This is a genomic window from Nocardioides sp. 503, assembly GCF_004522095.1.
Lineage (GTDB): Bacteria > Actinomycetota > Actinomycetes > Propionibacteriales > Nocardioidaceae > Nocardioides.
In genome coordinates, this window is record NZ_SPUI01000003.1 from 43190 (window position 1) to 67609 (window position 24420).

Below are 24420 nucleotides of genomic sequence, written 5' to 3' on the forward strand. Positions count from 1 at the left end.
TCACCCGGCCCCAGGGCTAGGCACCGTCGGCTGCGCCCTCGCCCTCACGCAGGGACCGGACCATGCTCTGCAGGCTCCGGAAGGCGTCCGCGCGCTCGGTCTCGGTCATGCCGGCCAGCATCCTGACCTCGACGGAGCGCACCGCCGCGCTCGCCCTGGCGAGGACCCGGCGGCCCCGCGGCGTGAGCCGCGTGGGCAGGACCTTGCCGACCGGCGCCTCGGCGGCCCTGGTGACGTGGCCCTCGCGCTCGAGGTGCTGGAGCAGCGTGTTCATCGACTGCCGCGTGACGAAGGCGCCGCGCGCGAGCTCCGAGCCCGAGAGGCCCGGGCGCTGGGCCAGGAGCTCGAGGCAGGAGTAGTGGGTGACGGTCATCCCGAGCGGGCGCAGCACCTCCTCCATCGCGGCTCGCAGGGCGCTCGACGCCTCCTTCAGCAGGTAGCCCAGGGACGTCTCCAGGTGGATGCTCGCGCCGTCTTGCTCCATGTCAGAAGTCTGACATACAGTTGCGCGTGTCAGATAACTGACACACCTTCGACCAGGAGCAGCCCATGCCCGTCACCGGCCCCGACTTCATCTCCCTCCAGGCGCGCGACCTCGCGGCCTCGCAGGCGTTCTACGAGCAGTACCTCGGCCTCGTCCGCTCGCCGGCCGGCCCTCCGCACGCCGTCGTCTTCCAGACCGAGCCGATCGCCTTCGCCCTGCGCGACCTCGTGCCCGGCACCGACCTCTCGTCGGTCGCCCAGCCCGGCATCGGCGCCGCGATCTGGCTGCACGCCACCGACGTGCAGGCCATCCACGACGCGCTGGCGGCCGACGGCCACCGCATCGTCTCCGAGCCGGTCGACGGCCCCTTCGGCCGTACCTTCACCTTCGCCGACCCCGACGGCTACCACGTCACCCTCCACGACCGCGCCTGAGCGGACCGTGGTTTCGAGACGGGACTTCGTCCCTCCTCAACCACCGAGACCTCCGTCGGTTGAGGAGGTTCCGCTGGCAACCGTCTCGAAACCACCGGGGGTGGTGTCCATGGGTGACGTGCCGCACACCATGGAGGCGCGAGTCCTCATAGGGTGAAGCCCATGTTCTCCAAGGTCCTGGTCGCCAACCGCGGCGAGATCGCCATCCGTGCCTTCCGGGCGGCCTACGAGCTCGGGGCTCGCACGGTCGCCGTGTTCCCGCACGAGGACCGCTGGTCCGAGCACCGGCTGAAGGCCGACGAGGCCTACGAGATCGGGGAGCGCGGGCACCCGGTGAAGGCCTACCTGGACCCCGAGGCCATCGTGGCGGTCGCGGTGAAGTCCGGGGCGGACGCGGTCTACCCCGGCTACGGGTTCCTCTCGGAGAACCCCGCGCTGGCCGAGGCCTGCGCCAACGCCGGCATCACGTTCATCGGTCCCACCTCGGACGTGCTGACGCTGACCGGCAACAAGGCGCGCGCGATCGCGGCGGCCAAGGCCGCCGGCGTACCGACGCTGGCGAGCGTCGAGCCGTCGACCGACGTGGACGCGCTGGTCGAGTCCGCCAAGGACATGCCCTACCCGCTGTTCGTCAAGGCCGTCGCCGGCGGTGGCGGGCGCGGGATGCGCCGCGTCGACGACCCCCAGGACCTGCGCGAGGCCGTCGAGACCTGCATGCGCGAGGGCGAGGGCGCGTTCGGCGACCCCACCGTCTTCATCGAGCAGGCGGTCGTGGAGCCGCGCCACATCGAGGTCCAGATCCTCGCCGACGGCGAGGGCAACGTGATCCACCTCTTCGAGCGCGACTGCTCGGTGCAGCGTCGTCACCAGAAGGTCATCGAGATCGCGCCGGCGCCCAACCTGGACCCCGCGATCCGCGAGCGCATGTGCGCCGACGCGGTGCGGTTCGCCACCGAGATCGGCTACCGCAACGCCGGCACCGTGGAGTTCCTGCTGGACCCCCACGGCAACTACGTCTTCATCGAGATGAACCCGCGCATCCAGGTCGAGCACACCGTGACCGAGGAGGTCACGGACGTCGACCTGGTCCAGTCGCAGCTGCGCATCGCCTCCGGGGAGACCCTCGCCGACCTCGGGCTGTCCCAGGACAGCATCAAGCTGCGCGGCGCCGCCCTGCAGTGCCGCATCACCACCGAGGACCCCGCCAACAACTTCCGCCCCGACACCGGGGTCATCACGACCTACCGCTCCCCCGGCGGCGGCGGCGTCCGTCTGGACGGCGGTACGACGTACACCGGCGCCGAGGTCTCCGCGCACTTCGACTCGATGCTGGCCAAGCTCACCTGCCGCGGCCGCACCTTCGACATCGCGGTGCAGAAGGCCCGTCGCGCGGTGGCGGAGTTCCGCATCCGGGGCGTCTCCACCAACATCGCGTTCCTGCAGGCCGTGCTCAACGACCCCGACTTCGCCGGCGGCCACATCACCACCTCGTTCATCGAGACCCACCCGCAGCTGCTCCAGGCGCGCGCCAGCGGCGACCGGGGCACCAAGCTGCTGACCTACCTCGCGGACGTCACGGTCAACCAGCCGCACGGGCCGGCGCCCGTGACGCTCGACCCGGCCAGCAAGCTGCCCGACGTCAACCTCGAGGTGCCCGCCCCCGACGGCACCCGCCAGCAGCTGCTGGCGCTGGGTCCGGAGGCGTTCGCCCGCCAGCTGCGCGAGCAGAGCACCGTGGCGGTCACCGACACGACGTTCCGCGACGCCCACCAGTCGCTGCTGGCGACCCGGGTGCGCACCCGCGACCTGACCGCCGTCGCCGGGCACGTCGCCCGCACGACCCCCCAGCTGTGGTCCGTGGAGGCCTGGGGCGGTGCGACGTACGACGTCGCGCTGCGCTTCCTGTCCGAGGACCCGTGGGAGCGCCTCGACAAGCTGCGCCAGTCGATCCCCAACATCTGCCTGCAGATGCTGCTGCGCGGTCGCAACACGGTCGGCTACACGCCCTACCCCACCGCCGTGACCGACGCGTTCGTCCAGGAGGCCGCGGCCACCGGCATCGACGTGTTCCGCATCTTCGACGCGCTCAACGACGTCGAGCAGATGCGACCGGCGATCGAGGCCGTCCGCGCCACGAACACGACGGTCGCCGAGGTCGCGCTCTGCTACACCGGCGACCTCTCCGACCCGGGCGAGAAGCTCTACACGCTCGACTACTACCTCGAGCTCGCCGGGCGCATCGTCGACGCCGGCGCCCACGTGCTCGCGATCAAGGACATGGCCGGCCTGCTGCGGGCCCCGGCCGCACGCACGCTCGTCACGGCACTGCGGCGCGAGTTCGACCTGCCGGTGCACCTGCACACCCACGACACCCCGGGCGGCCAGCTCGGCACGCTGCTGGCCGCGATCGACGCCGGGGTCGACGCCGTCGACGCCGCCAGCGCCTCGATGGCCGGCACCACGTCGCAGCCGCCGCTGTCGGCGCTGGTCTCGGCCACCGACTACTCCGCCCGCGAGACCGGGCTGTCGCTGGCCGCGGTCAACGCGCTGGAGCCCTACTGGGAGGCCACGCGCCGCGTCTACGCGCCGTTCGAGTCCGGCCTGCCGGCGCCGACGGGTCGCGTCTACCGCCACGAGATCCCCGGCGGGCAGCTCTCCAACCTGCGCCAGCAGGCGATCGCGCTCGGCCTGGGCGAGAAGTTCGAGCAGGTCGAGGACATGTACGCCGCCGCCAACGACATCCTCGGCAACGTCGTCAAGGTGACGCCGTCCTCCAAGGTGGTCGGCGACCTGGCCCTCGCCCTCGTGGGGCTCGGGGCCGACCCGGCGGAGTTCGCCGACGACCCGGGGAGGTTCGACATCCCCGACTCGGTCATCGGCTTCCTCAACGGCGAGCTGGGCGACCCTCCGGGCGGCTGGCCCGAGCCGTTCCGCACCAAGGCCCTGGCGGGCCGCTCCTACACGCCACCCTCGGAGGAGCTCACCGACGAGCAGGCGGCCGGACTCGCCGGCGCCCAGCCGACGCGTCGCCAGACGCTCAACGAGCTGCTCTTCCCGGGTCCGACGAAGACCTTCGCCGAGGGCCGCCAGACCTACGGCGACGTGTCGGTCCTGCCCACGCTCGACTACCTCTACGGCCTGCGGCGCGGCGAGGAGCACGAGGTCGAGCTCGAGGAGGGCGTCACCCTCCTGCTGGGGCTGCAGGCGATCGGCGAGCCCGACGAGCGCGGCTACCGCAGCGTCATGGCCACGATCAACGGCCAGATGCGCCCGATCAGCATCCGCGACAGCTCCGTCGCCTCCCAGGTGTCCGCGGCCGAGAAGGCCGACACCTCCAAGCCGGGTCACGTCGCGGCGCCGTTCCAGGGCGCCGTCACGATCGTGGTCGAGGAGGGCGCCACGGTCTCGGCCGGAGACACCGTCGCGACCATCGAGGCCATGAAGATGGAGGCCTCGATCACCGCGCCCGTGGACGGCACCGTGCAGCGCGTGGCGCTGAGCGGCACGCAGTCCGTCGAGGGCGGCGACCTGGTGCTGGTGCTGGGGTAGCCCTCAGCCCCGCAGGACGACCGGCTCGCCGCGGTAGCGCTCGAGGCTGCGGCGTACGTCGTCCGACAGCGCCCACGACGACTGGGCGCCGTGGTCCCACAGGACCAGCGCGGTCTCGGCCACCAGCGCCGGCTCGTGGCCGGGCTCGACGCGGACCTCGGTGGCGACGCTGAACGACGAGCCGCCGACCCGGCTCACCCAGATCCGCACGAGGAACGGCTGGAACGGTGCGAACCGCATCTCGGCGTGGTAGTCGACGCGCTGGGAGCCGACCAGCTCCACGACGCCGCCCGGGACGTCGGCGAGCAGCCCGGGGGCCGCCTCCGGCGCGCCGCCCAGCGGCGCGAAGCGCAGGAACTGGATCCGCGCCTCGTCGATCAGCCGGATCGCCTCGACGTTGTCGACGTGACCGCCGAGGTTGACGTCGCGGTAGCGCGCCTGGATCTCGCAGTCGAACACCTCAGCCATGGGCCGCATCCTCGCAGCCGCCCCTCCGGGCGGCGCGGACGCCTCGGCTATCGGGCGGCGACGCGGAAGGTCAGCCAGGTCGAGCGCAGACCGAGGACGGAGCGGAAGGTGTCGCCGGAGACGACGACCTTGCCCCTGCTGCCGGTGAGCGTGAGCGAGCGGATGCGCCCGCCCCACTCGCCGTTGCCGTCGCGGCGGGTCACGGCGACGCCGGTGAGGTCGCCGATCGCCGGCCAGGCGCGCTCGACGGCGGTGTCGGCGAGGCGCAGGCTCCAGTCGTGGACGGGGTTGCCCGCCCAGTCGTCGTAGGGGTCCTCGACGGCGGCGAGGTAGGGCACGGAGCCAGCGGAGGTCCAGCCGCCGCTGCTCGAGGCGAACTGCGTGAACGCCGGCGCCCCGCGATGGGTCAGCACCTGGCCGGCGGTCGCCTCGACCGCGGCGTTCGCCGCCGGGTGCTCCGCACCGTGACCGCCGTAGACCTGGCAGGAGGTGGAGTCGCACAGGCGGCCGCCGGCCCGGTGCGCCCGCTCGTACGTCGCATAGGTGCGGGCGGCCACCGCCTGGGCCCGCACGGCCTCGGTGCTCCACGAGGCCGGGATCTCCAGCGGGACGACCCCGCGCACGTAGGCCTCGAGGCTGAGCGTGTTGACCGTGTCGCGGCCCCTCGAGCCGCGCGCGACCGCGGTCGCGCGCAACCGCCCGCGGTAGGACCTCAGGCCGGTCGGGGTGACCAGGGTGATCGGCCGGCCGCCCGCCGAGAGCTCGCCCTCCCCGCGCAGGTCGGCCCAGCGCCGCCACCGGTCGGTCCGGAACTGCACGCGGTTGCGCCCGGTGGCGGTGACGACCACCCGCCAGCGCGTCGCGCCGTTGGCCGGCAGCTCGACCGCCGCCCCTCCCCCGGTGTCGCGCAGCCGCAGGCCGCGCCGGCTCACGACCCCCAGGTCGTCGGTGGTGTCGGAGCCGATCACGACGCTCACCGGACCGGCGGCCGTGCCCCACTGGGTGCCCGGGTAGTAGAACCCCAGGATCCGCCGGTGCGTGAGGCCCTGGCGGGCCGCGCCCTCGGCGCCGTACTGGGACATGCCGTGGCCGTGCCCGTAGCCGTGACCCGTCAGCGTCAGCCAGGCCTTGCTCGGCACGCGCCACGAGTCGGCGGCCACGGCTGCGGGCGCGGACGCGACGACCAGCGCGAGCGTGAGGAGGCCGGCCGCGAGGACGGTGGGACGGGTGCGCATGCAGGACTCCGGACGTGACGGGCGTGGCTCGAGATCACGCGAGTGAACGCGTGTGACCCCACATGGCACCACGCGTCCCAAGGGCCCGCAATCGCCTGACGCGAACTACAGATCGGTAGTTCAGGAGACGCGCAGGGTGAACCAGGTGGAGTAGAGCCCCAGCAGGAACCGGAAGTCGTCGCCGGTGACCACGACGGTGCCCCCGCTGCCGCGCAGCGTGACCGTGCCGACCCGACCGCCCCAGTCGCCGTTGCCGTCGCGGTCGGAGGTCTCGACCGAGGTCAGGTCGCCCACGGCGGGCCAGGTCTGCTCGATCCTGGCGTCGGTCACCCGGACGGTCCAATCGTGGTAGTCGTTGCCGGCGAAGGCGTCGTAGGGGTCCTTCTTGGCCGGCAGGTAGGCGAACGAGCCCCGCGAGGTCCAGCCGCCGCTGCTCGCGGAGAACTGCGAGAAGATCGGGCTGCCGCCCTGGGTCAGCACCTGGCGGCGCGTGGCGTCGATGGCTTTCGAGGTGGACCGCTGCTCGTCGGTGGCGCCGCCGTAGACCTGGCACTGGTCGGTGTCGCAGAGCTGGTAGTGCCCGTGCCGCGCGTGCTTGCGCTCGTAGGCGGCGTAGGTGCGGGCGGCGACCGCCTGGGCGCGCAGCGCCTGCGGGTGCCAGTAGGACGGCACCTCGCGGGGCACCACGCCCTTGAGGTAGGAGTCGAGCGGCAGCACGTTGACGGTGTCGCGGTCCAGCCCGCGGCCCGTGGAGGCCGAGCGCAGCACGCCGCGGTAGGAGCGGCCACCGCCGGCGAAGACCAGCCGGACGGGCTTGCCCCCGGCCAAGAACTCCGCGTCGCCGCGCACGGTGCGCAGCCGGCGCCAGCGCCCTGAGGTCTGGTAGTCCACGGCGCTGCGCCCGCCCGCGACGGGGACGATGCGCCAGCGCTTGGCGCGCGGTCGCGCCTGGGCGAGCCGGGTCGCACGCCCCGCCTTGACCGGCCGGACGACGAGCCCGCTGCGGGCCGCCACGACCACGTCGCGGCTGGTGTCGGCGCTGATCAGCACGCGCACGGCGCCGCCGGACCTCCCCCAGCGGGTGCCGGGGTAGTAGAAGCGCGCGATCGCCCGGTAGCCCAGCCCCTTGGTCGCCGCCCGCTGGGCGCCGTACTGGGAGAGGCCGTGGCCGTGGCCGAAGCCGTGGCCGACGATCGCGACCGAGGCACCGTCGGGCACCTGCCAGGTCGCGGCCGACGCGGACCCCGACGGCATCAGGGTCGACAGCACCAGGGCGAGGGCAGCGAGAAACGAGGTCCGAGACAGCACCGGGTCACGGTACACGCGAGCGGCGCGGGCAGGACCGCTCAGATGTGGTGCAGCCGGCGTGCGGCCTCGGCCACGGAGCCGCTCATCGACGGGTAGACCGTGAACGCCTGGGCCACCTGGTCGGCCGTCAGCGACTCGGCGACGGCGATCGACACCGGGTGGATCAGCTCGCTGGCGCGCGGCCCGACGACCACCCCACCGACGATGATGCCCGTGCCGGGACGGCAGAAGAGCTTGACGAAGCCGTCGTGCACGCCCTGCATCTTGGCGCGGGCGTTGCCCGACAGCGGCAGCATGACGACCTCGGCGGTGATCTCGCCGGCGTCGACGGCCTTCTGGCTCCAGCCGACGGTGGCGATCTCGGGGGCCGTGAAGACGTTGGAGGAGACCTTCTTGAGGTCGAGGGGGCTGACCTTGTCGCCGAGGAAGTGCCACATGGCGATCCGGCCCTGCATCGCCGCCACCGAGGCGAGCATCAGGACACCGGTGCAGTCGCCGGCGGCGTAGACCCCCCGGGCCGAGGTGCGCGAGACCCGGTCGACGTTGACGAAGCCGCCCTCCTTGAGCACGACGCCCGCCTCCTCCAGCCCGAGGTCCGCGGTGTTGGGGACCGAGCCGAGGGCCAGGATGCAGTGGGAGCCCTGGATGCTGCGGCCGTCGGTGAGCGTGACGGTGACGACCTCGCCGTCGCGGGTCACCGACTCCATGCGCGACTCCGAGAGCAGCCGCATGCCGCGGCGCTGGGAGACCTCCTCCAGCACCAGCGAGGCGTCGGCGTCCTCGCCCGGGAGCACCCGGTCGCGCGAGGACACCAAGGTCACGGGGATCCCGAGGGCGAGGTAGGCGCTCGCGAACTCCGCGCCGGTGACGCCGGAGCCGACGACGATCAGCTCCGTCGGCACCTCGGTGAGGTCGTAGACCTGCTCCCAGGTGAGGATCCGCTCGCCGTCCGGCTGGGCGCTGGGCAGCGTGCGCGGGGCCGCACCGGTGGCGATGAGGATCGCGTCGGCCTCCAGCGTGTCCCCGCCGTCGACGCTGACCCGGCCCGGGCCGTCGAGGCGCCCGCGGCCCTGGACGACGCGCACGTCCTCCTTGGCCAGGCGACGGGCGATGTCGGCGGACTGGTCCGCCGCGAGCTGCATCACGCGCTTGTTGACCCGACCCAGGTCGACCGACACCGCGGTCGCGAGGTCGCCCTCGTGGTCGTGGAAGTTCACGCCGAGCTCGGCCGCGCCGGCGACGTCGGTCATCAGCTCGGCGGTCGCGATCAGGGTCTTGCTGGGCACGCAGTCGGTGAGCACCGCCGAGCCGCCGATGCCGTCGGTGTCGACGACCGTCACCTCCGCGCCGAGCTGCGCCGCAACCAGCGCCGACTCGTAGCCGCCGGGTCCGCCTCCGATGATGACGACCTTGTCGGTCACAGGGCTTCCTCTCGGTCGCTCATCTGGCTTCCTCTCGTCTTACGGGGTCGGACTCCCTCGCCTCGACTCGCCTGAACTCCCTCGTCCCGACTCGCCTGAACTCCCTCGCCTCGACTCGCCTGGTCTCGACAGCCGGTCGCGACTTCGTTCCTCAGTCGCGCGGCTGCTCGACCCTGCCGGGGCTCTCTCCGAAGCGACTCCGTCGCGTCGGAGAGCCGGCTAGAAGTTGATCATGTGGCCGGCGATGCCGTGGATGGCTTCCTTGACGGACTCGCCGAGCGTCGGGTGGGCGAAGATGTTGCGGGCGACCTCGTCGGCGGTGAGGTCCCAGGTCTGCGCCAGCGTGAGCACCGGCAGCAGCTCGGTCACGTCGGGGCCGATCAGGTGCCCGCCGATGATCTCGTTGTGCTCGGCGTCGGCCACGATCTTGACGAAGCCGGCCGTGTCGCCCAGGCCCTGGGCCTTACCGTTGGCCGAGAACGGGAACGTCGCGGTCTTGACGTCGTATCCCTTCTCCTTGGCCTGCTCCTCCGAGTAGCCGAACGAGCCGATCTGGGGCTGGCAGTACGTCGCCCGCGGGATCATGTCGAAGTTGATCTCCTGCGTCTCCGCGCCGGAGATCGTCTCGGCGGCGACGATGCCCATGGCCTCCGCGGCGTGGGCCAGCATCATCTTGCCGGTGACGTCACCGATGGCGTAGACGCCGTCGACGTTGGTGCGGCCGCGGGCGTCGACGGCGATCGCGCCGCGCTCGGTCAGCTCGACGCCGGCGGCCTCGAGGCCGTAGCCCTCGACGCGCGGCTGGAAGCCGATCGCCTGCATGACCTTGTCGGCCTCGAGCACCTCGGTGCTGCCGCCCTTGGAGACGGTGACCTTGACCTTGTCGCCGGAGTCGTCGATGCCCTCGACCTTGGTGCCGAGCAGCACCTTCACGCCGAGCTTCTTGTAGTGCTTGGCCAGCTCCTTGGACACGTCGGCGTCCTCGGTCGGGACCATGCGGTCGAGGAACTCCACGATCGTGACGTCCACGCCGAAGTTCTTCAGCACGTAGGCGAACTCGACGCCGATGGCGCCGGAGCCGGCGATGATGATCGAGCCGGGCAGCTCGGAGTCGAGGATCTGCTCCTCGTAGGTCACGACGCGCTCGCTCAGCGAGGTGCCGGGGATCAGCCGGGTCTTGGCGCCGGTCGCGATGATCAGGTCGTCGCAGGTGTAGGACGTGACCTCGCCGTCCTTGCCCTTGACGTCGACCGCCTTCGGGCCGGTGAGGGTGCCCCAGCCGTCGATCTCGGTGATCTTGTTCTTCTTCATGAGGAAGTGGACGCCCTTGACGATGCCGGCGCTCACCTGGCGCGACCGCTTGTGGGTCGGCCCGTAGGACATCGTGGCGTCGCCCTCGATGCCGAACTTGTCCTTCTCGTGCGTGAGCACGTGGGCGAGCTCGGCGTTCTTGAGGAGCGCCTTGGAGGGGATGCAGCCCACGTTGAGGCACACCCCTCCCCAGTACTTCTCCTCGATGACCGCCACGGACTTGCCGAGCTGGGCCGCGCGGATGGCGGCGACGTAGCCACCGGGGCCCGCGCCGAGGACGAGAACGTCGAAGTGAGTCACGCTCCCAGCCTAGTGCGGCGCCCGATAGCCTTCAGCCGTGACCCTGTACGCCGCCTACGGGACGAACCTCGACCCCGCCCGCATGAGCGAGCGCTGCCCCCACTCCCCGCTGCACACCACGGGGTGGCTGGAGGGCTGGCGGCTGACGTTCGGCGGCGAGGACCACGGCTGGGACGGCTCGCTGTCGACGATCGTCCAGGACCCCTTCGAGCAGGTCTTCGTCGCCGTCTACGACATCACCGAGGCCGACGAGGCCGACCTGGACGGCTGGGAGGCGGCCGACTCCGGCCTCTACCGCAAGACCAAGGTGCGCGTGTCGACCCTGACCGGCGAGCTGGTGGTGTGGACCTACGTCCTGGACGCCTACGAGGGCGGCCTGCCCTCGGCGTCCTACCTCGGGATGCTCGCCGAGGCGGCGGAGGCCGCCAGCGCCCCCGACGACTACGTCGCGGCCCTGCGCCGTCGCCCCTGCCGCACCAACGGCAGCTGACCGCACCGGTCCCGGCACGACCTAGAGTGCTGCCGTGATCCCGACGACGCCGGACAGCCCCGACCACTCGCCGTACGACCTCGCGCAGGAGGCCGCCGCGCGGCTCGCCGAGCTGACGGGCGTGGCCTCCCACGACGTGGCGCTCGTGCTCGGCTCCGGCTGGCTGCCCGCGGTCGACGCGCTCGGCGAGGCGACGGCCGAGATCGACACGACCGACCTGCCGGGCTTCTCCGCCGCCGCGGTGGCCGGCCACTCGGGCAAGATCCGCTCGATCCGCGCCGGCGAGCGCAACCTGCTGGTCTTCCTGAGCCGCACCCACTACTACGAGGGCAAGGGCGTCGCCGCGGTCGTGCACGGCGTGCGCACCGCGGCGGCCGCGGGCTGCCGCACGATCGTGCTCACCAACGGCTGCGGCGGCCTGCGCGAGACCTGGACGCCCGGCACCCCGGTGCTGATCAGCGACCACATCAACCTCACCGGCCGCTCCCCCATCGTGGGGGCCCGGTTCGTGGACCTCACCGACCTCTACTCCTCCCGCCTGCGTGCGCTGTGCCGCGAGGTCGACGCGAGCCTCGACGAGGCCGTCTACGTGCAGTTCCCCGGCCCGCACTACGAGACGCCCGCCGAGATCGGCATGGTCCGGGCGATCGGCGGCGAGCTGGTCGGCATGAGCACCACCCTCGAGGCGATCGCCGCCCGGGAGGCCGGCATGGAGGTGCTCGGGATCAGCCTGGTGACCAACCTGGCCGCCGGCATCACCGGCGAGCCCCTCAACCACGAGGAGGTCCTGGAAGCCGGCCGCGCGGCCGCGTCGCGCATGGGCGAGCTCCTCGGTCGCATCGTCCCCACGATCTGAGGGCTAGCCTTCGGCTGTGCCCCGGATCACCGGCGACTCCCTCGCGGAGCATCGCGAACAGCTGCAGCGCCGCGTCTTCGACGCGTTCGCGGCGCTGATGAGCGAGCGCAGCTTCGACGCGGTGTCGATGGCCCAGATCGCCGAGCGCGCCGAGCTCGGGCGCACGACGATCTACCACCACTTCCACGACAAGGAGTCCGTGGTCGTCGCCTTCGCGAGCCACGAGACCGCGCGCTACGTCGAGGAGCTGCGCGACACGCTGGGTGCCACGGACGACCCCGCCGAGCGGCTTCGCATCTACGTGCGCCACCACCTGGACGCCGGGGAGCGCTTCCACATGGGCCTGGGCCCGTCGCTGTACGGCGTGCTGTCACCCGACTCGCGCCTGGCCATCCGCGAGCACGTCGTCGCGGTGGAGGACGTGCTGCGCGACATCCTCGAGAGCGGTCGGGCGGCCGGTGCGTTCGCGTTCGAGGACACCGCGGCCACGATGTCCCTCGTCCACGCGTGCCTGAGCCCGCGGCACCTCCCGCCGAGCACGATCGAGTCGTTCGTGCTCGGCGCGGTCGGCGCCGCGGGCTCGGGTCCTGCGGTTCCTGCTGGGGGCTAGCGGCCGGCCTTGCGCACCTTCAGCGGCAGCGTCTTCGCGCTGCCCAGGTAGGCCGGCGAGCCGACGTAGCGGATCCGGACCTTCCAGGCGCCGGCCGCCAGGCGGGGCAGGGCGAACGTCGCCCGGCCGCCGGCCAGCGCCTTGCCGAGGGTGCGCTTGACCTTGCCGGCCTTGACGAGCTGCACGGTCACGCGACCGGTCGGCTTCGCGGCCGCGCCGCGGACCGTCACCGTCAGCCTGCCGGCCTTCTTCGTGGTCGGCTTCTTGACCCACGACGACGCCAGGGCGGACTTCGCCTTCGCCGGCGGGGTGACGACGGGGGCGGCCAGCTTGCTCCAGTCGATCGTCACCGGCGTCTCGGTGTCCTGCGAGGTGTTGGAGTGGGAGTGCGCCTGCCAGGTGTAGACCGAGTAGCTCTTCGTCCGGTCCAGCTTGGCGGTGGGCGCGGTGAGCGTGGTCGCGAACGACCCGTCGCTGATGGCGCTCGCCGGGACCCAGGCGGCCGCGGCGAAGAGGTCCATGCTCTCCTGCGAGGAGGTGTCGGGCATCTCCCCCGAGACGGCCAGGCCGGCGTAGACGCCGTTGTCACCGGGGTTGGTGACGCCGGTGAAGTCGGTGCCGCTCACCTGGAGGGTGAGGCCGTCGGAGTACGACGCGGACGTCGTCGCGACCTGCACGGTCGGCGTCAGGACTTCGGGCGCGACCTGCGCGGTGAAGGCCGCGGGCGCCTTCTTGGGGTCGGAGCCGCTGCCGCTGGCGTAGAAGTGGGCGCGCACTCCGGAGGTGAGGTTCGCGAGGAAGGCCGGGTTGAACGCCTTGCCGTCCACGGGCTTGCCGGCGCCGATGCCGAGGTCGGTCGCCTGCTGGCTGTCGGCCGGCAGCACCCCGGCCCAGTCGGGGACGTCGGTCACGGAGTCCAGGCCGGCGTCGCCCTGGGTCCACGAGCCGGCCTCGTTCTCGAACGTCGTGACGACCACGCGGGCCGGCTGCGTCTCCGCGGCCGGGCTGCCCATGGCGGCGGCGTTGGACGCGGACACGACCGCGCTGATCTGCCCTTCGCCGTCCGCGCCGATCGTCACGATCGGGTCGGCGACGGTCACCGTGTAGTACGTCGTGCCCGCCATGGCGAACGAGCCGGAGACCGAGCCGTCGTAGGCGACGCTGGTGACGTAGGTCTCGGGGTCGTAGGTGCCCTCGCCGCCGGGGAAGGTGATGACACCGTCCTCGGTCTCGGTGGCGCCGCCGCCGAGGACGTGGGTGGAGAGGTGGTCGTCGAACTGCTGCGAGATCTCCCAGGTGAGCACGCCGGAGGCGGGCGCGGCCGGGGCGGCCTGCGCCGTCGGGGCGACCGCGACGGTCGCGAGACCCGCCGCGCTCAGCGACAGGGCGGCGACGGCCGCGAGGCCGCGCTTGGGGTGGTTCATGGGTGGTCCTTTCTCGGGGACGCGGGTGCGCCCGTGGGTGCTGCGGGACGTGCGGGTGCTGCAGGGACGAGGAGGACGAGCGCGGCTGCGAGGAGCAGCCCACCGCCGGTCCACCAGAGCCACGGCCGGTGGGCCGCGGGGTCAGCGACAGGCGCGGCGGTGAGCCGGACCTGGGTCGGGGGGCGGCCGGCGAGGGCCGCGGTGGCTGCCGCGGGGACGGCCGCGGCGGGCGGGGCGGCGACCGGACCGGCGTACGACGGCACGGGGGGCGGCCCCGGGGGCACGGGTGTGGCCGCGGGCGGCGCCGGCGGGGTCTTGACGCTCGGCGGGTCGACGGGGGCCTGCGTGGGCGCCGTCGTCGGCGTCGGGTCGGGCACCGTGCGCGAGGCGTCGTAGCTCACGGACATCGGCAGCGGCACCTTGAACGGGTCGGTCGCGGCGCCGCTGGAGTACCAGAAGGCGGCGGTGCCGAGGCGGTCCATGAAGTCGACGTAGCTCTGCGGGAAGGCGCCGGCGGCGGGTCCGTCGCTCTGCTGCGGGACCCCGGTCACCGTCACGCCGAGGTAGGCGGGGGTGGCCACGAGGCCGCGCTCGCCGCCGAGGTCGACCGAGGGCAGGTCGGCCACCGTCACCTGGGTGGGGGCGACGGCCTCCCACGTGGTCTGGTCCTCCAGCGAGGAGGCGTAGCCGCTGAGCGTGGCCGTCAGGCGACCTCGGCCGTCGGCGACCTCGAGCACCGGGTCGGTGAGGTAGAAGAAGGACATGCCGGAGTAGTAGAGGACCGTGACGTCGCCGTCCCAGGCGATCCGGGCGGTGCCGGCGTCGCGGTCGACGACTCCCGTGCCGCCGGCGAGCTTGACGCGGTGGCCGCTGAAGGTCCCCGACGTCGGCGACCCCAGCGGTCGCCCGGCCGCGTCGGTGCCGAGGCCGGCCCAGGTCGCGGGGCGCCAGCGGGTGCCGTCCCACTTCTCGACGGCGACGTCGCCGCGCCGCTGGGCCCAGTCGGCCGGGCGGAGGGTGCGGCCACCGCGCCCCGGGTTCGGCACGCGTCCCGCGGAGAAGAAGTTGAAGGTGTCGGGCGCGTAGGCCCGGTTGCTCGATTCGTCGTTGACGCCCCAGGCCAGCACCGCGTCGTCGACCTCGACGGCGTCGGTCGGCGTCGGGGTCGGGGTGGTCGTCGGGGTCGGAGTCGTGCTGGGAGTCGTGCTGGGAGTCGTGCTGGGCGTCGTGCTGGGCGTACCGGTCGGGTCACCGGTGGGGGTCCCGGTCGGCGGGTCCGAGGGCTCGGTGGAGGTGGCGGTCGGCTCGGCCGCGGCGACGCCCTCCTGGGCGCCGGCCGGCGCCAGGGCGAGCAGCCCGGCTCCCACCACCGTCGCGGCCAGGGCCGCGGCGGCCAGGCTCGCGGCCAGGCCGGCGCGCACCCGCTCAGGCAGCACGGCGGGCCCCCCGGCGCAGGAGGAGCAGGCGGGCCACGACGACGAGGAGCACGAGCGCGGAGCCGGCGAGCACCAGGACCCCGAGTCGGTCCTCGGTCGCGGACCCGCTGGCGACCGGGGTGGGCTGCTCGTCCGCCGCGACGGCGAAGCGCACGGAGGGCGGCTCCTCGACCCCGAAGAGGCGCAGCTCGTGGGTCCCGACCTCGATGTCCTGCGGGAGCGTCACCACCCCACCGACCGCGCCGTCGACGCCGACGAGGAAGGGCCCGGCCCCGGCGACGCCGTCGTCGAGGACGGCGGAGACCTGCGAGCCGGCCGGCAGGCCGGTGGCGGTGAAGGCGAGGACGTGCCCGGCCTGCGCGGCCGTGCGGTCGACCTCGAGGGCCGGGGGCCCGCGAGGGGCCGTGCCGGTCGTGGTGGGGGCGGGCGCCGGGGCGCCCGGTGCGCTGGCGCCGGGTGCGGACGGGGCGTCCGCCGAGGGCGTCGCGGACGGCGAGTCGCCCGGCTGGTCGGCGTACAGGTCCCCGACGGACACCGGGGTGAACGTCTCGTTGCGGGCGTTGACGACACCGTGGGCACCCACGGTGATGACGCCGCAGGTGACCGTGCGGCAGTCGACGGTGCGCGACCCGCCGGAGCGGTCCTGGGCCTCGAACACCGCCCCGGGGACGACCACGGACGTCGACCACCCACCGCCCGCCGACATCGTGCCGCCGTTGGCGGACGAGGCCGTGTCGGAGCCCGGGAAGGCCACGAACCGCTGGAAGCCCTGGTTGGCGCGGGACTCGCTGTCGGGCACGTAGAAGTAGTCGGCGCCGGTGGCCCCGCCCTGGCTGGGCCGCCAGCCGGGCTTGACGGTGCCGAAGAAGACGTAGATGCCGCCGTGCCCGCCGCGGACCGACTGGAAGCCGCTGCCGCGCACGGTGAGCGTGGTGGCGTAGGTCGGGTCGATGCGCGCGTCGCCGGACTCGTTGGCCACGGTGACCCGGCCGTCGGCCTGCGCGGGGGCCGGCGCGACGAGCAGCACCGCGACGACCGCGCCGAGCACGGAGAGGGCGGGCATCAGGCGGGCACGCACGGCGCCTCCTTGCGGACGGGGACCACGACGAGCGAGCCCTCGTGGTCGATGACCTGCACGGGGTGGTCGTAGACCTCGGTCAGCAGGGGGCCGGTCAGCACCTCGGTGGGCGGGCCGTCGGCGCGGACCCGGCCGTGGGCCAGGACGCAGACGCGGTCGGCGTAGGCGGCGGCGAGCGAGAGGTCGTGGAGCACGACGACGACCGCGACCCCGGCGCGCGCGGCGTCGCGGGCGATCGTGAGCAGGGCCTCCTGGTGCCGGATGTCGAGCGAGGCGGTGGGCTCGTCCAGCAGCAGCACCGGCGTCTCCTGGGCGAGCACCCGGGCGAAGGAGGAGCGGGCCTGCTCGCCCCCGGACAGCGTGGGGAAGAGGCGGTGCGCCAGCTCGGTGACGTCGGCTCGCTCGAGGGAGCGCTCGACCACGAGGTCGTCGTCGTCCTCCCGGTCGGTGCGCCGCCACGGCGAGCGGCCCATGCGCACCACGTCGATGACGTGGAAGCCGAAGGCCAGGCTCTGGTGCTGCAGGAGCACCGCGCGCCGCCTCGCCAGGTCGCGGGCGGCCTGCGCGGCCAGGGGGCGCCCGTCGAGGGTCACGACGCCGTCGTCCGGGACGAGGTCGCCGGCCAGGGCCGCGAGCAGCGTCGACTTGCCGGCGCCGTTGGGCCCCACGAGGGCCACCATCTCCCCCGCCTCGACCGCGAGGTCGACGCCGTCCAGGATCCGCGCCCCGCCGAGCGTCACGCCCACCCCGTGGGCCGCGAGCATCATGCCCAGCCTCCCGCGGTACGGCGCGCCCGGCGCAGCAGCCAGAAGAAGAACGGGCCGCCCACCAGGGACGTGAGCATGCCGATGGGCAGGTCGGCGTGGGAGATGGCGGTGCGCGCCCAGAGGTCGGCCGCGACCAGCAGCACCGCGCCACCGAGGGCGCTGGCCGGCACCAGCATCCGGTGGCCCGGTCCCGACAGCAGCCGGACCAGGTGGGGGACGACGAGCCCGACGAACGCGATGATCCCGCAGAAGGACACCGCCGCGGCGGTCAGCACGGCCACCACGACGATCGTGGTCAGCCGCAGCCGCTCGACGTCGACGCCGACGTGGCGGGCGGCCCGGTCGCCGAGCGCGAGCAGGTCGAGCCGGCGCGAGAGCACCAGCGCCGCCACGAGTCCGGCGCCGACGAGGGGGGCGACGACACCGACGTACTGCCAGCGCGAGCCGTTGAGGCTGCCCAGGGTCCAGAACACGATCTCCTCGCGGGCCTGCTGGTCGGCGAGGAAGAGGAGGAAGGCCAGCCCGGCGCTCGTCATGGCGTTGAGCGCGATGCCGGTGAGGACCAGGGTGACGACCTCGGTGCGCCCGCCGTCACGGGACATGACGTAGACGAGCAGGGTGGTCAGCAGTCCCCCGGCGAACGCCGCGATCGCGATCGTCCAGGTGCCGGCGAAGGTCAGGTCGAACACGATGACCGCCGCCGCCGCCACGGCGGCGCCGGAGGAGACCCCGACGACCCCCGGCTCGGCCAGCGGGTTGCCGAAGACGCCCTGCATCAGGGCGCCCGCGGTGGCCAGGGCGGCGCCCACGAGGGCGGCGAGCACGACGCGAGGGAAGCGCACCGTCCACAGGGTGTCGTCGCCGCGGGGGTGGGTGGGCATCGGACCCAGGTCGAGCCCGACCCGGTGGAAGAACGAGCCCAGGACCTCGGCGGGCGGGATCGAGAGCTGGCCGTGACCCGCGCCGAGCACGAGCACCACGACGAGAGCCACACCGAGCCCGCCGAGCAGCCCGAGGCGACCGCCGAGGCCGCGCAGGACGCCACGGTCGCGACGGTCGCCGGCCGGGGCGGCGGCGGCCGGGCGCGCGAGCAGGGTCACGAGACCGCGTCCGGGGCGTAGAGCGCCACGGCGAGCGCGTTGAGCACGCGCGCCGACTCGGGTCCGAAGCCCAGGACCTCGGAGTCCTCCATGTCCACGAACCGGCGGTGCTCCCCCGCGGGGGTCTGGGCCAGGGCGGGCAGGCGCTCCAGGAGCCCGTCGACCCCGCCGACCGACTCCAGGCCCCCGGTCATCATCAGCACGACGTCGGGCTGCGCCGAGACGATCCCCTCGTCGGTGACCGGCTTCATGCCGTTCCAGCCGATCTCGTCGGCGACGTCGTAGGCGCCCACCGCCTCGATCAGGGAGTCGGCGCCGGAGTCCTCGCCGAACATGTAGTAGACGCCCGACTGGCCGCGGACGTACAGGAAGACCGTGCGCAGCTGGTCCTGGACATCCGTCGGCGCGACGTCGGCGATCCTCGCCCGCACCTCGTCGACCTCGGCCGCCGTGCGCTGCGCCAGGGCCTTGCCGGCGGCCGGCACACCGAGGGCGGCCGCGACCTCGCGGGTGATGTCGTCGATGTTGTCGAGGCTGCGCTCGGAGTCGGTCACGACGACGGGGATCCCGGCCTCGCGCATCTGCAGGACCACGTCCCACGGGCCGAGCGAGGTGTCGGTCAGGATGACGGTGGGGTCCAGGTCCAGGATCGCCTCGGCCGCGAGGTCGTGGCCGTTCTGGGTGACCAGCGGCAGATTCGCGGCCTGGGGGAACTGCGTGGAGATGTCGCGGCCCACCACCGAGTCGCCGAGCCCGAGCTCGAAGACCGTGCGCGAGAGCGTGCCGTAGACGTCGAGGGCGAGGATCCGGCTGGTGTCGGTCACGGTGACCTTCGTGCCCTGGGCGTCGGTCACGGTCGCCGGCAGTGACTGCGTGCCCGTGTCGACCGGGCGCACCTCGCACGCACCGACGACGGCGGTGGCCGGACCGTTCCAGTCGCGGGCGTCGGGCAGCGCGTCCACGTCGGCGAGCGCGGGAGCGGCGTCGTCGCCCGAGCAGCCCTTCGCTGCGGCGCGGTCGGAGCCCGCGTCCGAGGGCGCGGACAGGCCGCAGCCGGCGACGAGGACGAGCAGCACGGCCGCGCCCGTGGTCGCGAGGGCACGCCGGAACGGGCGCGTGGCCCCCCTGGTCTTCATGAAAGTTAGGGTAGCATTACTTAGGCCAGCCTTTCCTCATGTCCAGACGTTTGTTGACAAGTTGTCTATAACGTCCTGACACTGTGTCAGAATCTTTCCCCCTGCTTCCCGCACCAGGAGACCCCCATGACGATCGCCGAACCGCTGGCCCAGAACCTCTCGGCCGCCATGCGCGAGGGCTCCCAGCTGGAGCACCAGGAGGCCGAGCACTCGGTCTTCATGTCCGAGCTCCTCGCCGGCCGCGTCAACGAGACCGGCTACGCCGACTACCTGCTGCGCCTGCGCGTCGTCTACGCCGCCATGGAGGCGACCGTCCGCGACCACCTCGACGACCCGGCCGTGGCCGCGGTCCACGACACGGCCCTGGAGCGGCTGGCCGCGATCGACGCCGACCTCGAGCACTGGGCGCCTCACGGGACGCCCGGCCGCGAGGTGGACTCCCCCGCCGCGGCGACCTACCGCCAGCGCCTCGAGGCGGCCGGCGAGTGGGGCGGGCTCCTGGTCGCCCACCACTACACGCGCTACCTCGGCGACCTGTCGGGCGGCCAGGCGATCGGCCGGATCCTGGACCGCACCTTCGAGCTCGACGGTGCCGGCACGTCGTTCTACGCGTTCCCCGAGATCCCCAAGCCCAAGCCCTACAAGGACGCCTACCGGGCGCGGCTCGACGCGCTCGAGCTCTCCCCGCAGGACGTCGCCCGGGTCGTCGACGAGGTGAAGGTAGCCTTCCGGCTCAACCAGGCCCTCTTCACCGAGTTGGGACAGAACATCGATGGGTACCGCCGCTGACCTGAGGTCACCGACCTCGATCCTCCGCCCGTGAGGGTCCTGCTGACCGGCGCGGCCGGCTCCATCGGGCAGGTGCTGACGCTCGGCCTGGCCGACCGCGGCCACGAGGTCGTCGGCCTGGACCGGGTCCCCCGTCCCGACGCCATCGACGTGCGCTGGCACGTGGCCGACTGCGCCGACCCGGACGCCGTGCACGCGGTCTTCGAGGAGCAGCCGCTCGACGCCGTGGTCCACGCGGCCGGGCTGCCCGACGAGGCCTCGCTGCCCGACTCGCTGACCTCGCACGTGGTCACGACCGCCGCGCTGCTCGACGCCGCCGTCGCCCACGACGTACGCCGCGTGGTCTACGCCGGGTCCAACCACGCCGTGGGCCGGACCCCCCGCCTCGGGGCCGAGGTGCTGGGGGTCGAGGCACGTCCCCGGCCCGACACGTTCTACGGGGTGGCCAAGGTGGCCGCCGAGGCGCTGCTGTCGCTCTACGTCGACCGCTACGACCTGGACGCCGTCTCGTGCCGCATCGGCTCGTTCGGCCCCCGCCCCGAGTCGGTGCGCGAGCTGGCCACCTGGCTCTCGCCGGACGACTGCGTCCGGATGGTCGACGCCTGTCTCACCGCGCCGGCGCCCGGCTTCGCCGTGGTCCACGGCATCTCCGCCAACACCCGCGCCTGGTGGGACCTCCAGCCCGGGCGCGACCTCGGCTACGAGCCGCTCGACGACGCGGAGGAGTTCGCCGCCGCCGTGGCGGCCGGGCCGGACGACGCCGCGGAGGTCGCGGTCGTCGGTGGGCCGTTCGCCGGCGAGGGCTTCCACCGGCCGGCGCTCGACCGCCTCGACCCGTGACCCCTTGACCTGGAGCGCACTCCAAGGTCCATGCTGAGAGCATGCCGCCCATGCCTGGCCTGACCATCGCGCAGGCCGCCGTCCACACCGGGCTGACCGCCGACACGCTGCGCTACTACGAGCGCGACGGCCTGATGCTCCAGCCGGTCGGCCGCTCCGCGACCGGTCACCGTCGCTACGTCGACCGCGACCTGCGCTGGATCGAGATGGTGACCCGGCTGCGCGCGACCGGCATGCCGATCCGCGACGTACGCCGCTACGCCGACCTGGTGCGCCGCGGCGAGGGCAACGAGGCCGAGCGCCTCGAGCTGCTCCGCGGCCACCGCCAGACCGTGCTCCAGCAGCTGGCCGAGGTGCAGGAGCACCTCGGCGCGATCGACCGCAAGATCGGCATCTACACCGACGCGGTCGAGCAGCGACTTGACCTGGAGCGCACTCCAGGGCGTTGAGTGGGGCCATGAGCATCCGACGACGCACCCTCGGGACCACCTCCGCCCTCGACGTCTCCACCCTCGGCCTCGGCTGCATGGGGATGTCGGAGTTCTACGGCACGGGTCAGGAGTCCGACGGCATCGCGACCATCCACCGGGCCCTCGACCTGGGCGTGACCTTCCTGGACACCGCCGACATGTACGGCCCCTTCGTCAACGAGCAGCTCGTGGGGAAGGCGATCGCCGACCGGCGCGACGAGGTCCAGCTGGCCACCAAGTTCGGCAACGTGCGCGGCGAGGACGGCGCCCGCCTCGGCATCGACGGCAGCCCGGAGTACGTCCGCAGCGCGTGCGACGCCTCCCTGCAGCGCCTCGGTGTCGACCACATCGACCTCTACTACCAGCACCGCGTCGACCGCACCGTCCCGATCGAGGAGACCGTCGGCGCCATGAAGGAGCTCGTCGAGGCCGGCAAGGTCCGCCACCTGGGCCTCTCGGAGGCCTCGGCCGACACCATCCGACGGGCGCACGCCGTGCACCCGATCACCGCGCTGCAGAGCGAGTACTCCCTGTTCACCCGTGACCTCGAGGACGAGGTGCTGCCGACGGTCCGCGAGCTCGGCATCGGCCTGGTGCCCTACTCCCCGCTCGGCCGCGGGCTGCTGACCGGCGCGATCACCTCGCCCAGCACGCTCGAGGAGGGCGACTCACGCCGCTCCGGCTACTTCCCGCGCTTCCAGGGCGAGGCGCTCGAGACCAACCTGGCCCTGGTCGCCCGGGTCCAGGAGCTCGCCGCAGCCCAGGGCTGCACCCCGGGCCAGCTGGCCCTCGCGTGGGTGCTCGCCCAGGGCGAGGACGTGGTGCCGATCCCCGGGACCAAGCGCGTGCGCTACCTCGAGGAGAACGTCGCCGCCGCGGACGTCGAGCTGAGCCCCGAGGACCTCGCCGCCCTGGAGGCCGCCGTGCCGCGCGGCGCGGTCGCCGGAGATCGCTACGGCGACATGAGCCACATCGACGCCTGAGCCCCGCGCCCGGCGCGCTCAGGAGCGGTCACCCGCGTCGGCAGCTCGAGCCGCGGACGTACCCAGCCACGCTCGACCGGGCCGACAAGGCGACCAGCTGCCGACGCTGAGCCAGGTGGACGCGACGGCTGAGCGCGCGGCACTCCCACCGTGCCCCAGGAGACCTTCAGAGTGCGGGGGTCTCGACGTGCGCTCGTCGCCGGGGCTCCTCGCTGCTCGACCACCGACAGTGGTCCCGCGGCGGGGGCAGGTGACTCACGGGACGGACGCTACGGTGCCGTCATGACGTCCGACCTCTCCCAGCTCCTCGACCGTGCGCGCGCCTGGGCCGCCGAGGACCCCGACGACGTGACCCGCGCCGAGCTCGCGCGGGTGGTCGACGAGGTGGCGGCGGGCGGGGACCCCACCGACCTGGCCGACCGGTTCGACGGGACGCTGGAGTTCGGGACGGCGGGGCTGCGCGGTGCGCTCGGCGCCGGCCCCAACCGGATGAACCGGGTCGTCGTGCTCCGCGCCGCGGCCGGCCTGGCGGCGTACCTCCGCGAGCAGGGGACCGTGGGCCCGGTCGTGATCGGCTACGACGCGCGCCACAACTCCGACGTGTTCGCGCGCGACACCGCCGAGGTGATGAACGGCGCCGGCATGACCGCCTGGCTGCTGCCCCGGCCGCTGCCCACCCCCATCCTGGCCTTTGCGATCCGCGAGCTGGGCTGCGTGGCCGGGGTGATGGTCACCGCGAGCCACAACCCGCCGCAGGACAACGGCTACAAGGTCTACCTCGGCGACGGCTCGCAGATCGTGCCGCCGGCCGACAGCGCGATCGCCGGTCACATCGCCGCCGTCGGCGCGGTCGCGGACATCCCGCGCGGGCGCGCGGGCAAGGTGCTCACCGAGGACGTGGTGGACCGCTACCTCGACACCGTCGCCGGCCTCGCCGCCGACGGGCCGCGCGACCTCGACCTCGTCTACACGCCCCTGCACGGCGTCGGCGGCACCTCGGTCGTGCAGGTGCTGGAGACGGCCGGCTTCGCGCAGCCCAGCATCGTCGCCCAGCAGGAGGAGCCCGACGCGGACTTCCCGACGGTCGCGTTCCCCAACCCGGAGGAGCCGGGTGCGATGGACCTGGCGATGGAGCTGGCCGTCCACACGGGCGCCGACCTGGTCGTGGCCAACGACCCGGACGCCGACCGCTGCGCCGCGGCCGTGCCCGGCCTGCACGGGTGGCGCATGCTGCGCGGCGACGAGGTCGGCGCGCTGCTCGCCCACCACCTGCTGTCCTCGGGCAAGCAGGGCACCTACGCCACCTCGATCGTGTCCTCCTCGCTGCTGGGCAAGATGGCCATCGCCGCGGGCCAGCCCTACGTCGAGACGCTCACCGGCTTCAAGTGGATCGGCCGCGTGGACGGCCTGGCGTTCGGCTACGAGGAGGCGCTGGGCTACTGCGTCGACCCCGAGCACGTCCGCGACAAGGACGGCGTCTCCGCGCTGCTGCTCCTGTGCGAGATCGCGGCCGGCGCCAAGGCCGCCGGGCGGTCGCTGACCGACCTGCTCGACGACCTCGCCCGCGAGCACGGGCTGCACGCCACCGACCAGGTCTCCGCGCGCGTCGAGGACGTGGCCGAGATCGGCGCGGCGATGACCCGGCTGCGCTCCACCCCGCCCGCGACGCTCGGCGGGCTCGCCGTCCTCGGCGTCGACGACCTGTCGCTGGGCTCGCCCGCACTGCCGCCGACCGAGGGGCTGCGCTACACCCTGGCGGAAGGCGCGCGCGTGATCGTCCGCCCGAGCGGGACCGAGCCCAAGATCAAGTGCTACCTCGAGGTCGTCGTGCCGGTGGACCCCGCCGACGGCGTGGAGGCCGCGCGGATCTCCGCCGCCGGACGCCTGGACGCGCTCGGCACCGACATCCGGGCCGCGGCCGGGATCTGAGC

At 73.4% G+C, this 24420-nt stretch carries 22 protein-coding genes; 10 read left to right on the forward strand and 12 right to left on the reverse strand.

Translation table 11 applies throughout. The features are described 5' to 3' along the window. Positions 1–16 precede the first annotated feature (16 nt). Positions 17–484, reverse strand: a complete 468-nt coding sequence (locus E4622_RS07485) for a MarR family transcriptional regulator (protein WP_134739509.1) — start codon at positions 482–484, stop codon at positions 17–19. Positions 485–549: 65 nt separating this feature from the next. Here E4622_RS07485 and E4622_RS07490 point away from each other — a divergent pair, with 65 nt between their 5' ends. Next, positions 550–918, forward strand: coding sequence for a VOC family protein (locus E4622_RS07490; protein WP_134739510.1), 369 nt, complete (start codon positions 550–552; stop codon positions 916–918). Between the two features lie 162 nt (positions 919–1080). Continuing rightward, positions 1081–4467, forward strand: a complete 3387-nt coding sequence (locus tag E4622_RS07495) for a pyruvate carboxylase (RefSeq protein WP_134739512.1) — start codon at positions 1081–1083, stop codon at positions 4465–4467. 3 nt (positions 4468–4470) lie between these two features. Here the strand turns inward: E4622_RS07495 and E4622_RS07500 are convergent, their stop codons facing one another. From E4622_RS07500 to lpdA, 5 genes are all read right to left on the reverse strand, one after another. After that, entirely contained in the window at positions 4471–4935 is a 465-nt protein-coding gene (locus E4622_RS07500; protein WP_134739514.1) for an acyl-CoA thioesterase, read from the reverse strand. Positions 4936–4982: 47 nt separating this feature from the next. Further along, positions 4983–6170 (reverse strand): SpoIID/LytB domain-containing protein, encoded by a 1188-nt coding sequence (locus tag E4622_RS07505; RefSeq protein WP_134739516.1) that lies wholly within the window; start codon positions 6168–6170, stop codon positions 4983–4985. Positions 6171–6290: 120 nt separating this feature from the next. Continuing rightward, positions 6291–7478 (reverse strand): SpoIID/LytB domain-containing protein, encoded by a 1188-nt coding sequence (locus tag E4622_RS07510; protein ID WP_134739518.1) that lies wholly within the window; start codon positions 7476–7478, stop codon positions 6291–6293. Between the two features lie 38 nt (positions 7479–7516). Beyond that, positions 7517–8899, reverse strand: a complete 1383-nt coding sequence (locus tag E4622_RS07515) for an NAD(P)H-quinone dehydrogenase (protein ID WP_134739520.1) — start codon at positions 8897–8899, stop codon at positions 7517–7519. A gap of 219 nt (positions 8900–9118) precedes the next feature. Further along, positions 9119–10510, reverse strand: coding sequence for a dihydrolipoyl dehydrogenase (gene lpdA / locus E4622_RS07520; RefSeq protein ID WP_134739521.1), 1392 nt, complete (start codon positions 10508–10510; stop codon positions 9119–9121). A gap of 37 nt (positions 10511–10547) precedes the next feature. Between lpdA and E4622_RS07525 the strand changes: the two genes are divergently transcribed. The 3 genes from E4622_RS07525 to E4622_RS07535 are packed head-to-tail and all read left to right on the forward strand — an operon-like array spanning position 10548 to position 12466. After that, complete coding sequence (locus E4622_RS07525; RefSeq protein ID WP_134739523.1) at positions 10548–11000, forward strand: gamma-glutamylcyclotransferase; 453 nt, start codon at positions 10548–10550, stop codon at positions 10998–11000. Between the two features lie 34 nt (positions 11001–11034). Further along, the gene (locus tag E4622_RS07530; protein ID WP_134739525.1) at positions 11035–11856 is read left to right on the forward strand and encodes a purine-nucleoside phosphorylase; all 822 of its coding nucleotides are present in this window, start codon (positions 11035–11037) and stop codon (positions 11854–11856) included. A 16-nt stretch (positions 11857–11872) separates the two neighbouring features. Continuing rightward, entirely contained in the window at positions 11873–12466 is a 594-nt protein-coding gene (locus E4622_RS07535; protein ID WP_134739527.1) for a TetR/AcrR family transcriptional regulator, read from the forward strand. Here the strand turns inward: E4622_RS07535 and E4622_RS07540 are convergent. From E4622_RS07540 to E4622_RS23045, 6 genes are read right to left on the reverse strand one after another with little or no spacing between them, the layout of a single operon-like run. Further along, a complete protein-coding gene (locus E4622_RS07540; RefSeq protein ID WP_134739529.1) occupies positions 12463–13890 on the reverse strand; it encodes an HtaA domain-containing protein in 1428 nt (475 codons plus the stop codon). The genes E4622_RS07535 and E4622_RS07540 overlap by 4 nt on opposite strands. Then, positions 13887–15326, reverse strand: coding sequence for a hypothetical protein (locus E4622_RS07545; RefSeq protein WP_134739531.1), 1440 nt, complete (start codon positions 15324–15326; stop codon positions 13887–13889). The genes E4622_RS07540 and E4622_RS07545 overlap by 4 nt, the downstream gene beginning before the upstream one ends. Beyond that, a complete protein-coding gene (locus E4622_RS07550) occupies positions 15316–16404 on the reverse strand; it encodes a hypothetical protein (RefSeq protein ID WP_134739533.1) in 1089 nt (362 codons plus the stop codon). The genes E4622_RS07545 and E4622_RS07550 overlap by 11 nt, the downstream gene beginning before the upstream one ends. Continuing rightward, positions 16389–17168, reverse strand: coding sequence for a heme ABC transporter ATP-binding protein (locus tag E4622_RS07555; RefSeq protein WP_245156010.1), 780 nt, complete (start codon positions 17166–17168; stop codon positions 16389–16391). Before E4622_RS07555 ends, E4622_RS07550 begins: the two co-directional genes overlap by 16 nt. After that, on the reverse strand, positions 17168–18271 hold the full coding sequence (locus E4622_RS07560) for an iron ABC transporter permease (protein WP_134739537.1): 1104 nt from the start codon (positions 18269–18271) through the stop codon (positions 17168–17170). Before E4622_RS07560 ends, E4622_RS07555 begins: the two co-directional genes overlap by 1 nt. Beyond that, positions 18268–19407 (reverse strand): ABC transporter substrate-binding protein, encoded by a 1140-nt coding sequence (locus tag E4622_RS23045; protein ID WP_134739539.1) that lies wholly within the window; start codon positions 19405–19407, stop codon positions 18268–18270. The genes E4622_RS07560 and E4622_RS23045 overlap by 4 nt, the downstream gene beginning before the upstream one ends. A gap of 126 nt (positions 19408–19533) precedes the next feature. On the opposite strand from E4622_RS23045, the gene E4622_RS07570 reads away from it, so the two are divergent. The 5 genes from E4622_RS07570 (at position 19534) to E4622_RS07590 (ending at position 24418) form a co-directional block, all read left to right on the forward strand. Next, positions 19534–20196, forward strand: coding sequence for a biliverdin-producing heme oxygenase (locus E4622_RS07570; protein ID WP_134739541.1), 663 nt, complete (start codon positions 19534–19536; stop codon positions 20194–20196). A 30-nt stretch (positions 20197–20226) separates the two neighbouring features. Further along, positions 20227–21036: an NAD(P)-dependent oxidoreductase gene (locus E4622_RS07575; RefSeq protein WP_134739542.1), complete on the forward strand. Its 810-nt coding sequence runs from the start codon at positions 20227–20229 to the stop codon at positions 21034–21036. A gap of 50 nt (positions 21037–21086) precedes the next feature. Next, positions 21087–21485, forward strand: coding sequence for a MerR family transcriptional regulator (locus tag E4622_RS07580; protein ID WP_245155937.1), 399 nt, complete (start codon positions 21087–21089; stop codon positions 21483–21485). An 8-nt stretch (positions 21486–21493) separates the two neighbouring features. Then, the gene (locus E4622_RS07585) at positions 21494–22489 is read left to right on the forward strand and encodes an aldo/keto reductase (RefSeq protein ID WP_134739546.1); all 996 of its coding nucleotides are present in this window, start codon (positions 21494–21496) and stop codon (positions 22487–22489) included. Positions 22490–22771: 282 nt separating this feature from the next. After that, positions 22772–24418, forward strand: coding sequence for a phospho-sugar mutase (locus E4622_RS07590; RefSeq protein WP_134739548.1), 1647 nt, complete (start codon positions 22772–22774; stop codon positions 24416–24418). The last annotated feature ends 2 nt before the right edge of the window (positions 24419–24420 follow it).